Source organism: Nocardia sp. 2TAF39, assembly GCF_052114905.1.
Taxonomy (GTDB): domain Bacteria; phylum Actinomycetota; class Actinomycetes; order Mycobacteriales; family Mycobacteriaceae; genus Nocardia.
This window is the reverse complement of record NZ_JBFRFQ010000084.1, coordinates 1-14,436: the sequence shown is the minus strand read 5'-3', so window position 1 is coordinate 14,436 and position 14,436 is coordinate 1. Positions and strand designations below refer to the sequence as shown.

The 14,436-nt window shown below is 67.2% G+C and carries 12 protein-coding genes and 1 riboswitch; of the genes, 5 read left to right on the top strand and 7 right to left on the bottom strand.

Annotated features, from left to right (window positions below):
* A partial coding sequence (locus AB4Z47_RS29875; protein WP_441955924.1) for a condensation domain-containing protein occupies positions 1-1,578 on the bottom strand: 1,578 nt, incomplete at its 3' end.
* 998 nt (positions 1,579-2,576) lie between these two features.
* On the bottom strand, positions 2,577-3,230 hold the full coding sequence (locus AB4Z47_RS29870; RefSeq protein WP_441955922.1) for an RskA family anti-sigma factor: 654 nt from the start codon (positions 3,228-3,230) through the stop codon (positions 2,577-2,579).
* 700 nt (positions 3,231-3,930) lie between these two features.
* Between AB4Z47_RS29870 and AB4Z47_RS29865 the strand changes: the two genes are divergently transcribed.
* From AB4Z47_RS29865 to AB4Z47_RS29855, 3 genes are all read left to right on the top strand, one after another.
* The gene (locus AB4Z47_RS29865) at positions 3,931-4,209 is read left to right on the top strand and encodes a hypothetical protein (protein ID WP_441955920.1); all 279 of its coding nucleotides are present in this window, start codon (positions 3,931-3,933) and stop codon (positions 4,207-4,209) included.
* A complete protein-coding gene (locus AB4Z47_RS29860; protein ID WP_441955918.1) occupies positions 4,202-4,525 on the top strand; it encodes a CopG family transcriptional regulator in 324 nt (107 codons plus the stop codon). Before AB4Z47_RS29865 ends, AB4Z47_RS29860 begins: the two co-directional genes overlap by 8 nt.
* Positions 4,526-4,649: 124 nt before the next feature.
* Positions 4,650-5,009, top strand: a complete 360-nt coding sequence (locus tag AB4Z47_RS29855) for a cupin domain-containing protein (protein ID WP_441955916.1) — start codon at positions 4,650-4,652, stop codon at positions 5,007-5,009.
* On the opposite strand, the gene AB4Z47_RS29850 is transcribed toward AB4Z47_RS29855, so the two are convergent.
* The 5 genes from AB4Z47_RS29850 to AB4Z47_RS29830 form a co-directional block, all read right to left on the bottom strand.
* On the bottom strand, positions 5,006-5,815 hold the full coding sequence (locus AB4Z47_RS29850) for a DUF72 domain-containing protein (protein ID WP_441955914.1): 810 nt from the start codon (positions 5,813-5,815) through the stop codon (positions 5,006-5,008). The genes AB4Z47_RS29855 and AB4Z47_RS29850 overlap by 4 nt on opposite strands.
* A 20-nt stretch (positions 5,816-5,835) precedes the next feature.
* Positions 5,836-7,203, bottom strand: a complete 1,368-nt coding sequence (locus AB4Z47_RS29845; RefSeq protein WP_441955912.1) for a purine-cytosine permease family protein — start codon at positions 7,201-7,203, stop codon at positions 5,836-5,838.
* Positions 7,197-7,309: riboswitch (TPP riboswitch) on the bottom strand. Its footprint overlaps the gene before it by 7 nt.
* A gap of 226 nt (positions 7,310-7,535) precedes the next feature.
* On the bottom strand, positions 7,536-7,934 hold the full coding sequence (locus tag AB4Z47_RS29840; protein ID WP_441955910.1) for a hypothetical protein: 399 nt from the start codon (positions 7,932-7,934) through the stop codon (positions 7,536-7,538).
* A gap of 545 nt (positions 7,935-8,479) precedes the next feature.
* Positions 8,480-9,592: a styrene monooxygenase/indole monooxygenase family protein gene (locus AB4Z47_RS29835; protein ID WP_441955908.1), complete on the bottom strand. Its 1,113-nt coding sequence runs from the start codon at positions 9,590-9,592 to the stop codon at positions 8,480-8,482.
* A 189-nt stretch (positions 9,593-9,781) separates the two neighbouring features.
* A complete protein-coding gene (locus AB4Z47_RS29830; RefSeq protein WP_441955906.1) occupies positions 9,782-10,012 on the bottom strand; it encodes a hypothetical protein in 231 nt (76 codons plus the stop codon).
* Between the two features lie 169 nt (positions 10,013-10,181).
* Between AB4Z47_RS29830 and AB4Z47_RS29825 the strand changes: the two genes are divergently transcribed.
* Positions 10,182-12,728, top strand: coding sequence for a helix-turn-helix transcriptional regulator (locus AB4Z47_RS29825; RefSeq protein ID WP_441955904.1), 2,547 nt, complete (start codon positions 10,182-10,184; stop codon positions 12,726-12,728).
* A gap of 210 nt (positions 12,729-12,938) precedes the next feature.
* Positions 12,939-14,436, top strand: a 1,498-nt coding sequence (locus AB4Z47_RS29820) for a lytic transglycosylase domain-containing protein (protein WP_441955902.1), incomplete at its 3' end; no start/stop codon positions are given.

Here is a 14,436-nt window from a genome sequence, read left to right as displayed (position 1 = left end):
CACCATGAACAATGACGAATTATGCTGCCGCGCGAACCTCTCCAGCGCCCGGATCAACTCCGCATCCAGCGTGTAATCGGCCGTGGCACCCCGGTTCGACGCCACCACCGGCCGCGGCCTGTCGATCGGCAAAGAAAGCTCCTCGGGAAGGTCCGCGAGCGTGGCCTGCCAGAACTCCAGGTTCTCGCGGCGGCGCCGGATCCGGGCGCCGTCGTGGACGCTGTCGGGGTGGACCTGCCCGAGTTCGGTGCCCGGTGCGGCGGCGGCAAACGCGTCGAGGAACTCCGCAAATCTGGTGTGGTGCGCAGACAGTTCGGGGCCGGTGTAGCGATTGGGATTCGCCAAGAAGTGGAGGATCGTCCGTGGCGGGTCTCCGGTCTGATACAGATCGACCAGCAAATCCTCGACCGGCCCGGAGCTGAGGACATGGAATTCCCCGGTCATCGACCCGAGCCGGATCTCCTGGGGGAAGAACATGGCATTCACCATCGGGCCTGCGAAACGCCTCTGACCGTTGCATCCGGCGGCGGCGCGAATGTCGGTGAGGTCGCACCGCTGGTGCCGCAACGCGCCCACCAGATCGGCTTGCACCCCCCGCGTCAGCGTCGCGACCGTGTCCCTGGTACCGAGCACGATCGGGAGCGGCGCGAGGTTGACGAATACTCCTCCGGACCGTCGCAGTACAGCCGTGGTGCGACCAGACATCGGAATATTGACAAGGACCTCGTCCCGGCCCGTCATCCGCGCCAGATAGCATCCGAATGCGGCGATCACCACCGCGGCCGGGCTCGCGTCCAACGCTTTCGCGGAATCTGCGATTCGCCCTACCGTCACCGTCGACAGTTCGGCGATCGCGACCACACTGTCCGCACGCGGGGGAACGTACCCGGCGACCAGGCTGGATTCATCCGGGGTGTCGGCGAGTCTGTTCACCCAATATGCCTGGTCGTCGATGAACCGCTTCGACTCCCGGTAGCTGCGGTCGACCTCGTACAGAGTGCGCAGGTCCGCTGCCCGGCTCGGCTCTGCGGTCCGGCCCTGCACCGCAGCCGTGTACAGCGCGGCTATCCGATTCACCATCGTCATCGCGGCGTAGCCATCCAACGCGACGTGATGGACCCTGCTGTACCACAGGAAATGCCGATCTCCGACCCACAGAAGCGCCGATGCGATCAACCGGTCCCTGGTCATATCCAACGGTGTGGTGTACTCACGGCGCATCCACTGCAAGGCCGCCGCCATGGGATCCGGTTCCCCACGCATATCGATCACCGGCCCCGTCGAATCCAGTGACGGGTCGAACAGCTGATGTGGTTCACCGTCGACCTGTACCAGCCGCAGATACCCGGACTGGAACTCTTGACCTGCTTGAATCGTGGTCGCACGCAGCAGATCGAAATCCACATCCCCGCGCAGCTCGATGAACTGCGCCTCACATATCGGTACGTCCGGACTCAACTGCTGCGCCAGCCACAGCCCCCGCTGCCCGGCAGACAGCGGCACTGGCTGCGCTGCTGACACGTCCGGTGCGGCGTCCAACCCCCGATCGGGATCGAGCTGCGGTCGCGGAACGGTCATCACTTGCCTTTGCCTCAGACCCGACCGCAATCCAGTGTAAGCCGACTGGTTCGTTTGTGTACACCCCACGCCCGCGATCCACGCCGGGGAATGTCAGAATTCACGAATGCGATCGTCGGCATCTCGACGGGGATTGTCGGGGCATTCAGGAAACCGACTGTTCGACACCGTTTTGGCTACGGAATTATCCGACGCCGGCTCGACATCTCATGCCTTATTTCTACTCCGATGTGGATTGCGCGCTTCTGTCCGCGATCAGTTGTCGACCGTCGGGATTTCTGACGCGGTCATCAATAGTGAGGAAGGTGTAAATAGCGAGCACGGTACCTGCCCTTCCTGCGCGGGACGGCGTAATACGATGACCCGCAGTTGGGTCGCGAGGTGCGCCTGAGTCGCTTAAAATGCCTGGTGAGAGTTGCTCGGTCGAGGTCGGGGGTCGCGCATCGGCTATTCAAAAGGTTTATTTTGGGTTCAAGTCCTGGTGACCTGATCGTTCTATTCGGACATAAGCGCAGGCTAAGTGTACCTTACTTGATCTTGTGTCTTATTTGTCCGTATCGGGCTATCGCTCGGTCACTCTTCAGGTGTAGTCTGCGAATATCGGCGTCGGCTCCTTCGGGTGGCGGCATCGTTTTCCGCTGCTATCGGTGCCCGTTACGCGCCGCAGATTTTTCATGCCATTCCTCGGCCGTCTGATTGCTCTGGACGGGCTATTCGATGTCTCGAATGTTTCGCGTTCCCGTGGTAAAAGGAGTGGTTGAAGTTGATCGACCGGGCGACGAACGGTGCCGCCGAGATGACATACCGCCTGCCCCATGAATCATCGACGGCCTCCCGGTACCGAAGGAAATTGTGGTTACCCCGACAAAGACGACTGTCGAACGAAGTGCCGCAAATATCGCCCGCACCGACCGGCGGCATCGCACAGGCCCCGTCGACAGCATCAAACGCTCACCGAGGTCGTCGACGACTCGCCTGCACGCCCGGTCATGCGCGCGTCAAGATGGTCGTCGCCCACCCCGGGCCGCACTCGTGCTGGCACTGGTCGTCGGATGGTTCGCGCTCCGCGCGGGACCCCACCGGCGCAGACCAGTCGGATTTGCCGTGCCCACCCGGGTACCGCGTTGGACGTCACCACGACGGCCCCGAACCGCGCCGAAGTGCTTACCAGGAACATGCGCCCGAGGGCCGGTTCGGTGACCCGGGATCGCGAATGCGTTTATCCGAGTACCTGTTCGACGGTGATCCGCTCGGCGTGCTGAGGTAGTGATCCGCTGGGCGATCACCACCCCTCCCGCCCCAGCCGCGGCGATCACGGCGGCGGCCAAGGCGAGCCGGGCCGACCGCGGCACCCGCCGGAGCGTCGACCGGACACTACCCCGGTCGGATCGCACACGGCCGGGCAACTCGTTGAGGGACCAGAGGACCTTCGCCTCCAGCGTCGGCGGCGGATTCACTGCATCGACCACGGTCAGTGCCGCCAGCGTCTCCCTGACCTCGCGCACGATGTTCGCGAATGCCGCGACGGTGCGGGGATCCGCCTCAGCCAGACGGTTTTCGATACTGCGGCGTTCGATCTCGGCTACCGCGTCCATCGCGTAGGGGTAGGCCAGGTCGAGCAGGTCCGCACGGAACTGCTCGGTCTCCATCATTTCCGGTCACTTCCTGTCAGACAGGTCCGGAGCCGTTCGAGGCCGTCTCGGATACGGCTTTTGCCAGTGGGTACCGGCACGGCGAGATGGTCGGCGAGATAGCCTGCTGCTGGACCTCGGTGAGTGGTTCCGAAGCAGTCCACCGGGCCTGTTCGTCGAAACGGTGGGTGACCGCTTCGGCGACGATCCCGCGGTCCCGGTCGAGGTGGGTGCCGCCGTAGACGGTGCCGCGGATTCCTCCGTGTACACCCGGTCGGCCGGGCGTCGGTGGGTCAGCATCATCAGTCGGCCGATCGGGCTCGACAGCAGGCGGTCGTAGTTGCCCGCCAGCGCCCACGCTTGCAGGGTACACCGGACCGGCGGCGACCTCGACCCACCGCGCAACCACCCGTCGTCAACGGGCCGAGCTGGACGGGCCCTCCGGTTCTCGCACGGTCGACACGGGGCTCGGCGACGTGAATACTGCCCGATGTCGTGGCGGGGCAATGGGTTCGGTCAGTTCTCGAACGCATCGACAAACGGCCGTGACCTCGGCCGTGAGCGTGCCGACCGGCTGCACGACGCTCGCCCGAATGCACACGGAATCTCCACAATCGACGACGGATCTCTCCACAGCTGGCAGAGTTGGAACCGCTCCCGCGCGAAAGCGCGCTAGCCAGCGGGCGATCAACCATGCAATACACTTGTATTATTGCTGATCGTGGGTTATAACTGGCCTGAGTGGGCATTGTTGTCGCTGGTGGGGATCGACCCTCGCGAGGTGGCGCAGGTGCTCATGGGTGCCCGCCGATGGCCTCGGCAGGCGCGTGGCCGAAACGAGCTGGCGGTCCTGACGATGTGGGGCCGCACCGACGCCGGTCGGCCACTCATCGTCGCTGTCCGCCGCACCGAAGGCTGGCAGTGGGACATCCTGGGGGCGGTCGAGATGACCGACGCCCAGGTGGCCGAACTCGAGCGCTGGGAGCACGCCGATGACTGACTACCCGACGAACACGAACGACGTCCAGGACTTCCTGTCCGGCCTCGAATTCACCGACGCGCCCGTGGCACCGGCCGACGTGCCGCCGCCGCTGCGCGTCGAGGACACGGTCACCGTCACGACATCCCTGCGCATTCCGCTCGACCTGCACCAGCGGGTCAAGAAGGCCGCCGAACAGCGCAACGTGACGATGTCCGCGCTCATCCGCGACTGGATCGAACTGGAACTGGCCGCCCTGGAGCACGACCAGCCCATCTCCCGCGCCGACGCTTTGCGCGCCCTCGCCGCCCTACACCCGCTGCCACAGTCGGCTTAGGGGACTCGTGGGTCACCTGCGGAGCAGAGTCCGATCGAGCTGCGCGGTGAACTCCCTCTTCTGGGCCATCCTCGGCACGCCGCCGTGCCTGTTCCGTGACCGCACCTCGGGCTAGGCTGCGGGCATGGCGGAGGTTGGTGGACAAGGATTGTCGGCGGTGTCGCGAACAGCGGTGCTGGATGTCGTCTTGGCGAGAACGAAGCCCACCGCCCGGGTGGAGGTGCGCCGCATCGAGATGCCCGCGGGAACCGCCGCGGGACTGCATGTGCACAACTGTCCGGTGTTCGGCAGCATTGTCGCGGGATCCGTGGCATATCGGATCGAGGGGGAGTCCGAACGAGTGCTCGGTCCAGGGGATGTGTTCTACGAGCCAGAAGGCCAACGTATCGCCAGGTTCGACGCCCTCGACGAGGATGTGGTGTTCCTCGGCTATTTCCTGCTCGATACCGGGCAGGAACCCGGTATCGAGTTTCCGCACGACTAGTTTGCCAACCGGGTCCGCAGAGCCATGGCGTCGCGCGGCGCCATCACCTTCGCGTCGTTGTCGAAATAGGCGTACACATCGCCGGATTCGGCCCACCGGCGGATCTTCGCCGCCCACATGTCCAGGCCGTCGTCGGTGTACCCGCTGACGTAGAGCTCGTCGTGCCCGTGCAACCGGATGTACACGAAGTCCGCGGTGACCTCCTCGAGCAGTGGGTACTTGCCCGCCGCGTCGGCGACTACCAATGCGACACCGTGGCGCGTGAGCAATTCGGTGAACCTCGGCGTCACGAAACTGTCGTGCCGGATCTCCATCGCATATCGCATCGGGCGGTCGGCGTCGATCGTCGTATGTGCGGGATCGACCCGGTGGTCGTGCCGCCGCGCGACCTCGACGGCTTGCGCGGTGGTGCGGGGGAGGTGGGCGAGGAACGCGTCGAGCACCTGCGCGTCGAAGGGGAAGTTCGGTGGCAGCTGCCAGAGGATCGGGCCCAGCTTCGGCCCGAGTGCGAGCGGCCCGGACGCAAGAAAGTTCGCCAGCAGCATGTCGCCGTCGCGCAGTCGCTTCATGTGGGTGATGAATCTGCTGCCCTTCACCGCGAATACGAAGTCGTCCGGAGTCTGCTCGGCCCACATCTGATAGCTCGATGGACGTTGCAGGGAATAGAAGGACCCGTTGATCTCGACGCTGTCGAGTTGCTCGGACAGGTAGGCCAGTTCGCGCTTCTGCGCCAGCCCCGCGGGGTAGAACACCCCGCGCCAGGGCGGATACACCCATCCCGACGTGCCGACGCGGATCTGGCCCATCCCTCCATGGTGGCAAACGGCTACGTCGGCTTCCGTAGTGCTGCGACCCGTCCGACCAGCCATGCCACCAGCACCGCCGCGAGGAATGACAGCATTGACGCGCTCATCCACGCTTGCTCGGTGAAATGCAAGGCATCCTGAACCCGTACCCAGAAATCGGTCCACACGCCCGCGTCACCGGGGTTGACCAGCTGGTAAACCGAAAGACCCAGCAGCCAGGCGAAGACCATTCCCCAGCGCGAGGGCGCGTCCTGGCCGGTGTTCCACTCGCCTTTCGCACGCAGGAAGAAGTCGGCCACCAGCACGCCGAGCAGTGGCACGAACACCGACCCGATCAGCCCGAGGAAGCCGAAGTAGTTCGCCATATTCAACCGCAGCGCGAGCAGTGTGATCAGGGTGCCGAGACCGATCGAGAGGATGCGGCGGTCGATTCGCGGCGACAGGTTCTGGATCGAGACGGCGGTGGAGTAGACGTTGGCGAACGACTGATCGGCCTCGCGCACCACGAAGACGAAGAAGAACAGCCCGCCGAGGCTCACCTGGAGGAACGGGGCGTAGGAGCCGCTGTCGCCGCCCGCGAGCGACAGCGCGAACAGCCCGAGGACGTAGGCGACGATCTGGGTGACCGCGTACGCCCCGCTGGCTGCCCCGAACGCCGAGCGGCTGCCGCGGGCGTGGCGGGTGTAGTCCGCGGCGACCGGCACCCAGGAGATCGAGACGGCCAGGGCGGCGTCGGTCGCGATCCAGAAGAGATTCCAGTCCACCCCGAACGGGCCGCCCCCGCGCGGACCGGGATTGCTCCGCACGTCCGGCAGGCCGACCCGGAAGAACTGGACGTAGAACCAGATCAGTGCGACGACGACGCCGACCGTCACGAACCGGCGCAGCAGCCGTACCGACCCGAGCGGCCAGATCGTCAGGACGGTCGTGAGCATGCCCGCGACCACCACATAGAGCCAGTGCGGGCCGCCGTGGAACAGTTCCTCGGCCGCGTCGCCGATCACGATCAACTCGAAGGTCCCCCAGCCGATCAGTTGCGCGATATTCAGCAGCGTCGGCAGGTAGCTGAGCTTCGCGCCGAACAGGCCACGCAGCAGCATCATCGCGGGCTTGCCGGTCCGCGCACCGGGGACGGCCGCCGCACCGAGCATCAAACCGCCCACCACGGTTCCGATGATCGTTGCGAGAATGCCCGCCGCGATCGAGATCTGCACCGTGCCCTGCGTATTCGGCGCGAGCACCGTATACGCACCGGAGAACGCGAAGAGGCTGACACCGAGGTTGGCCCAGAACGCGCTCTGGTCCCAGAACGACAGGATTTTCGGTGCGGGTTCCTCGAGCGTCAGCGGTGCTTCGCGCCCGGCTTTGTCCAGGGTCGATGACGACATGGCGGAAAGCTCCCTACGCCGGCATTACCCGGACAGGTTCATGCGGTCGGCGACGCAGGGTCCGCCCTCTCAGCCCGGCCGTGCCCGAGCTCCCGCGGTGGGGTGATTCCGGCGAATCGTACACCCGTTCCGGCGACCGGCTCGCCTTGCCCCGAACCGCTTCGACGACTGGGCCGACGACCGGGTCCGCGCCACGACCCTGGCCAACTACCAGGGTCTCTACGACGCGCGCACTGACTTCTCGGCGATCCACCCGGATCCTGCGGGCCGAAACGGCTTGTGACACTGCGTGATCCGTGACACCCGCGTTCACCCTGTTGCCAGCGGGTGCACTAACGCAGCAGGAACGAGCCCGCGAACCAAGCCAGCAGCACCAGCGCGGCCCCCAGTACCGCGCCGGGAAACAGTGCTCGTCCCTGCTTGGCTGCCATGCCCGACATCACCGCGCCGATGACGAATCCCACGATTCCGCCGCCGATCATCACCCACGCACCCGCGCTCGTGTCGACATGGCACGCCGGTTTGGAGTCGCACACACCGCCTGCCAGCAGAAACCACGGCGCGATGACCGCCGACATCATGGCTAGCGACGCGGGCAGGAACCACAGCAACGCACTGACGATCAGGTCCGCATTGCTCGGGGGTTCGACCGGGCGGGTGTCGCTGCTCTCGCGGGTCGGATAGCCGGAAGGGGTTGCGCCTTGGGACACCTGGTTCAGGTAACCGTGCATCGTGTCTCGCTATCGCTTGTCGGTGGAGTCGGCCGGGCCGATGGATGTTATATACCAGCCGCGCCTGCACCGAATTCGTTGTGTCCCCGTCGATGCGAGCGTCGGCCCGCCCCGCGCTCGCCCCATCATCATTCCAGCCCGCTTATCCACCGCCACCATCCCCGCACCGGGCATCCTCTGGGCGCCTGGTGTATTTCCGGCAGCGAACCCGCGGTATTCCCGAGCCTCCGGTCGGGCCGGACCCGAGACGGAACACTTTCGCCTGCATCGAAAGCTTGGGTTATACCGTAAACTTCGGCCGCGCGGGTGTCCTGGCTGATGCCGCCTCGGAAGTGCATCCGGCGCGGGGCCACACGCCTGCCCGCACGGAGCCCGGCCTACCTGATCGTCCAGGACGCGATCGACCAGCTGCCGAACTACGGCCCCCCGTCAGGTAGACGAATTGGCCTGGCGGCCAGGGGCTTTCCATCGAGCCCTTGCCGCGCTACCGGTTGTCTTCCCCCGACTCCGCCCCAGGATTCGTGATATCCGGGGCATTCACCCGGTCATGACGGGGAACCCGCGAACTGGGCCATCTTCGCCGGTCGCGCGAAGGTGTCGGCGAACGCGTCGGCCAGCGTCGGGTCATGCTGCGCGGCGAGCATCAGCTCCTGCATCGCGGGAGGGGGGTCGAGCACCGTCGTGGTCCACAGCGCCGCGGGCTGCGCGACGCCGGTGAGCCACGGCCCGGCGGCCCACTCCATCCAGGCCTGGTCGTAATGGCCGCCGGGATTGTGCAGGATCGCCTCGCTGTAGCGGATCGCGCACTGGACGGCGTTGTTGGCGCCCTGCGCGCCGCCCGGGTCCATCCGGCAGACCACGTCGCCGCCGCCGAGCACGGGCGTGCCGGACGGCAGGATGCCCACCGGCTTGCGCATGGCCGGTGTCACGGCGCCGACGAGGGTCGCTCCGGCATCGGTCGGTTCGGCGTTGCGATACCGGTCGGCGAGCTCGGCGGGCAGGTGGTGATTGAGCATCTCTTTGGCCTGCCGCACGCGTTCCGTCGGCGTGCTGTGCGAGTGGAACACGTCCAGCGCACCGCCGGGCCGCGACTCGAACAGGACCATCTCGCACCGGCGTTCCTGTCCGGGTCGGCCGGTCAGTCCGGGGTACGAGATCACTTCTCCGTGTTCGGGCAGGGAGATGTAGGTGCCCAGATTGTCCGGATCCGGTTGGACGCCGTCGAGATACAGCACCGCGAGGCGTCGCAGGGGTTCGGCGGGAAGGGCCCACGTCGGGTCGGCCTCGAAACACGCGGCGAGTTCGCGCGAGGCGCGGGTGACGACGGTCAGGTCGTGGTCGGCGGACCGGCGATCGAGTTCCGCCACCGACGGTTCGGCGATCCGCAAATCTCCGCCGTTGGCCAGGAACTCGGTGAGCCAGCGCGCGAATACGGTCCGCTGGTCCACGCTCTGTGCCGGTCGAGTGAGGCGCCCGGACCAGCCGACCACCACCGTGCGGTCGACGACCATGCTGAGGCGGATGCCTTCGATGTTCGGCGCAGTCGACCGCCAGAAACCGAGCCCCGCATCCGATTCGAGGTCCAGGGTGGTCGAGAACTTGACCTGCGTGCTGGTCACCGTGCCCGCGAGGACGGCGTCGGCGTCACGGTCGGTCACCAAGGTGACCGACCTGCCGCTTCGCAGGAGCCGATGGGCGAGAGGTAACCCGCATTCACCTGCTCCGAGTACCTGTATCTGTCCCACTGCGCGTCCTTTCGGTGGTGATATCGACTTGCGGGTCGATAGCGAGATCGTCGGCGAATAGGATGGGTACGCCGCATCGGTAGGGACCGTCGGCGGCGGCGCTCAGGTCCACAAACTCCGGCACGGCAACGGCGGCAGGTCGCTGCGGAGATCGTGATCGATGGTGACGACCGCCCCGATCCTGGCGGCGGCTGCGGCGAAGTGCCGGGCAATGACGCTCGCGTCCCGATAGTCCAGCTCGATCGGCGGGTGTTCGAACCGCACGTGGATCCGGCACCAATCCCTGCGCTGGTGTCGTCCGTCGGCGGTGTCCCGGCGCTCCGGTGCAGACATCCCGTCTTCCTGTGCTCAGTCCGTCCGCAGCGCCGGCTCTGCGCCGCGGTGACTTGTCAGCATCGTCGGATAGGTAGATCGTGCGCATCGGTAGCCGGGCCGCGATCGGCCGCCGAGTACCTACGACTCTCGGCTTTCCGCCGCCGAGACCCGACTACGCTTCCTTGGTGTGTCGGTAAGACGTGCGCCGGGTTCGGGGTTCCCGCCAGCGGCCACCAGTGATTTCGTCGGCCGTGAACGCGAGCTGGAGAACGTCGGGATGTTATTGCTCGGCTCCACCCGCTTGGTCACCTTGATCGGCGTGGGCGGGATCGGGAAGACCCGTCTGGCGACGGAGGTCGTGCACCGATTCCAGAAGGCGCGGCGGGTGCCGGTGCACTGGGTGCGGCTGGCGCGGCTGGAGAAGGGCGCCGACGCGTCGATCGTCGAGGAGGAACTCGCGCAGTCGCTGGTCGACGCCGACTTCTCCGGACGGTCAGCGTGGGATGCGGTAATCGATACGCTCGGACGCACCGACGCCGTGGGCCGCGCCCAGCAGGCGATCCTCGTGATGGACAACTGCGAACACGTCCTGGACGGGGCGGCCCGGGTGATCGCCGACCTGCTCGACGCGGTACCCGGACTCACCGTGCTGGCCACCAGCCGCGAGGCGATCGGCTGGGTCGACGAGCAACTCGTGCCCGTGCCCGCGCTGTCCCAGGAACAGGCGCTGACCCTGTTCCGTCGACGCGCGGATCTGACCGGGCACGCAATCGCCGACCGCGACGTCGAGGATGCCGTCGCGATCTGCAGGCATGTGGACAACCATCCGCTCTACATCCGGCTGGCCGCCGCGCGACTGCTGCGCCAACCGCTCACGATGATCCTGCGTGACCTCAGCGGGGGGGCGAGCGACCGGAGGCTGCGCTGGTCGCATGGTCCGCGCGTCGGCGCCGACGAACGGCATCAGGGCATTCGCGATGTGATCGCCTGGTCCTACGACCTGTGCCAGGACAAGGAGCGTCTGCTCTTCGAGCGGTTGGCGGTGTTCGCGGCCGGATACGACGTCGGTCACGAGGGCACGGGCGTGTCCGGTCTCGATGTGGGCGCCGAGCTCGAGGCGATCGAGGCGGTCTGCGCCGACGATGATCGTGACGGTCTCGCGCGCGCCGAGATCGAGGATCTGCTCGAGCGACTGGCGGACCAATCGCTCGTGTCGGTCCACCTGACGGCGAACACGGCGCGCTACTCGCTGCTGGAGAGTTTTCGTGTGTTCGCCCAGCAGCGACTGCACGAGCGCGGCGACGAGTGGGCTCGCTTGACGCGCAGGCACCGCGGTTACTACCGCGACAAGGTCGTCGCGGCACAGGCCGAATGGCTCGGCCCGGCCGAACAGGACATGCTCGACTGGGCCGGGGCGGCCTGGGACAACCTGCTGTGCGCCATCGACGGCAGCCTCAGCACGCCGGGGGAGGCTGCCGCCGGTCTGGAGATCGCGACCGGGCTCATCGCGCTGCGCATCCCGTTCTTCAGGGGATCGCTGCGCGAGCCCCGCCGCTTGGCCGAGCGCACCCTCGCCGCCACCCGCGGCCTCGACCCGCAGCCGGTGCAACTACAACTCGCGGCGATGTCCATGATCGGGTGGATCAGTTTGTGCCAGGGCGCGCACGAGGATGCCGAACGCATACTCGACGACTGCGTCGCGCTCTGCGTGCCGGATCCGGCTGCCCGCGCGGGCTGGCGCGAGCACCCCGAACGCGATTTGGATCTGCCCGCTCCAGTGGAATTCGCCAGAGGCACTGAGCTGCTGCTGGTGCGGTGCGATGCGCGCGCGATCGCTGTCCTGGCCCGTGCGCGTGTGAAATTCGCGGAGCGGGGCGACCGCGGCGGCGCCGCGATGGGCGGGCTGTTCGAGGCGCTCGCCGCCGCCTTCCTCGGCACGGCGGCGCAGGCGCTCGACATCACCCAGCGGCACCTCGACGACGCGCAGCGGTCCGGCGCGCGGTGGCACGAGTCGTGGGCCGAACTGGCCTGGGTGATCGCGCAGACCAAACACGGCGACCCGAAACAAGCCTTGGCCGTGGGGCGTACGACATTGTCGAGCCAACTGGCGATGCGCGATCAGTGGGGCGGCGTGTGGGGGATCCACGTCCACGCGTGGTCGCTGGCGCGTTCGATTGCCGACGCCGGCGACGAGCGTTCCGGCGAGGTGACCGAACGGGCGCTGGACATCGCACGTCTCATCGGTGGAGTCGCCACACTGCGGCAGAAATTGGGCGTGGATATCGCGAACCTGGGGCCCTTCGCCACCGAGACCGCCGCCGCTGCCGCGGTCGCCCGTGAGATCCTCGGCGCAACGGTCTTCGCGGCGGCCGAGCGCGAGGGTTCGCTGCTGCGTCCCGAACTCGATGAAGTGGCCCAATTGGCCTTGGGCACATTGTCGCTGGACCGACTGCCGATGGACCATCCCGTACGGCGACAGCGCCCATCTCGGTGGCAGGATCTGTCGAACGCCGAGCAGGAGGTGGCGACCTTGGCGGCGGCGGGCTGGACCAACACCGCGATCGCCGCGCGCCGCGGCAGCTCCTTCAAGACCGTGGACGCCCAAATGGCCGCGATCCTGCAGAAGCTGATGATCGGCTCGCGCGAGGACATTCTTGTCCTCGTGCCCGCCGACCAGCGGACCCGGGTGGCCGAGGAAGCCACCCGCCGTCCGAAACGCACCCGGCGGTCGTGAGGTAGACGAATCGTGGTTCCGGCGTCGGCGGTCCGCCGATACTTCGCGCGGTGATCACCGGCTTCGCCGGCGCGTACCGCGCGCCGGGACGTCTTGCGCGCGTTGCCCATTCACGACCGCCTCCCGAGCCGAGCCGACATCGCACTCCGGCGATGCCGGTACCCTGGGAAGAGGGGTGGTTGCATCCGACGTCGAGGATGGTGTGGCCGAATGCGTATTTCAGCTCCGATAACCGTCTCGGCCTTGGTTGTTGCTGGTGTGGTGGTGAGTGGTTCGGCGGCGGATCCGTCGTCGGTGGTGCGGCCACCGGGGGCGTTGTTGGCGTCGGCGGGTGGGGTGCGTGGGCGGGATGTGCTGGAGGAGGGGTTGTCTCGGGCGGTGCCAGGGTTGTTGCCGGTGACCGGGGAGGCGCCACGGAAGCTTCGGGCGTCGGCCCCGCGGGGGGACGGGGTGGCTCCGTATGCGGGTGTGGTTCCGTTGCGGGATATTTCGTTGCCGGGGGTGGGAAGCGCTTTGGGAATTCCGGAGATCGTGTTGGCGGCGTATCGGAATGCGGAATTGGCGTTGGAGTCCTCGATGCCGGGATGTGGGCTGTCGTGGAGTTTGCTGGCGGGCATCGGGCGGATCGAGTCCGGGCATGCGGGGGGTGGGCGTACGGACGCGGCGGGGACGACGGTGCGTCCGATCTTCGGTCCGGTGTTGGATGGCCATCTGCCGGGCAACGAGGTGATCAGGTCCGGGGAGGGTGGGTTTGTGCGGGCGATCGGTCCGATGCAGTTTCTGCCGGGTACATGGAATACGTATGCCGCTGACGGGAACGCCGATGGGGTGGCCGATCCGAACAATGTGTTCGACGCGGCGTTGGGTGCCGGGAAATATTTGTGTTCGGGTGGATCGAATTTGCGTGATCCGGTCCAGGAGTTGCGGGCGGTGCTGCGGTACAACAATTCGATGGCGTATGCGGGAAATGTGTTGAGCTGGTCGGCGGCCTACCGCACGGGAGGATCTCCCACCCAGGYGGCGGTGTCACCGGAGCTCGTCGCGCCGGGTACTTTCGGGCCGCTGCCGGAAAGGYCCCCGACCCCGGCCCCTACCCCCGATCCCGCCGAGCGGCCCGGTGTGCAGATACCGCCCCCGGCCGAGGTGATGATCACGATCCCGGGCCTGCCACCCATCCCGTGTGGCATTTTCTGCCCGGCCCCGCCCGCACCGGCGGATCCCTGCGTGGCGCGGGTGGTGCCCGCACCGATGCCCCACCCCGACGTACCCGTTCCCGTCCCACTGCTGCCCCCGATCCCGCCGAGCCGCAGCTACGGCGCGGGCACCGGCGAACCCTACGACCGCCGGGCACCCGATCCCCGGGCCCAAGATCCCCSCGACCCCCAGGCCGCCACCTGCACCCCGCCCGGCGGCCAACCCGGCGGCCAAGCCGACACACAGCCCGGCGGCCAGCTCGGCACACAGCCCGGCGGCCAGCCCGGCACACAGCCCGGCGGCCAGCCCGGCACACAACCCGGCGGCCAGCCAGACGCCGCGCCCGGTGCCGCACAGGCCGAGGGACCCCGCCAAGACGCCCCCGCCGTACCGGCCGAAACACACCCACCCGAACCCGGCCCCGGCGAACCCGCAGAATCCACCCCACCCACACCCACCCCACCACCCGGCATCGCCCTCCCCTTCGGCATCGTCATCCCCCTACCCACACCCC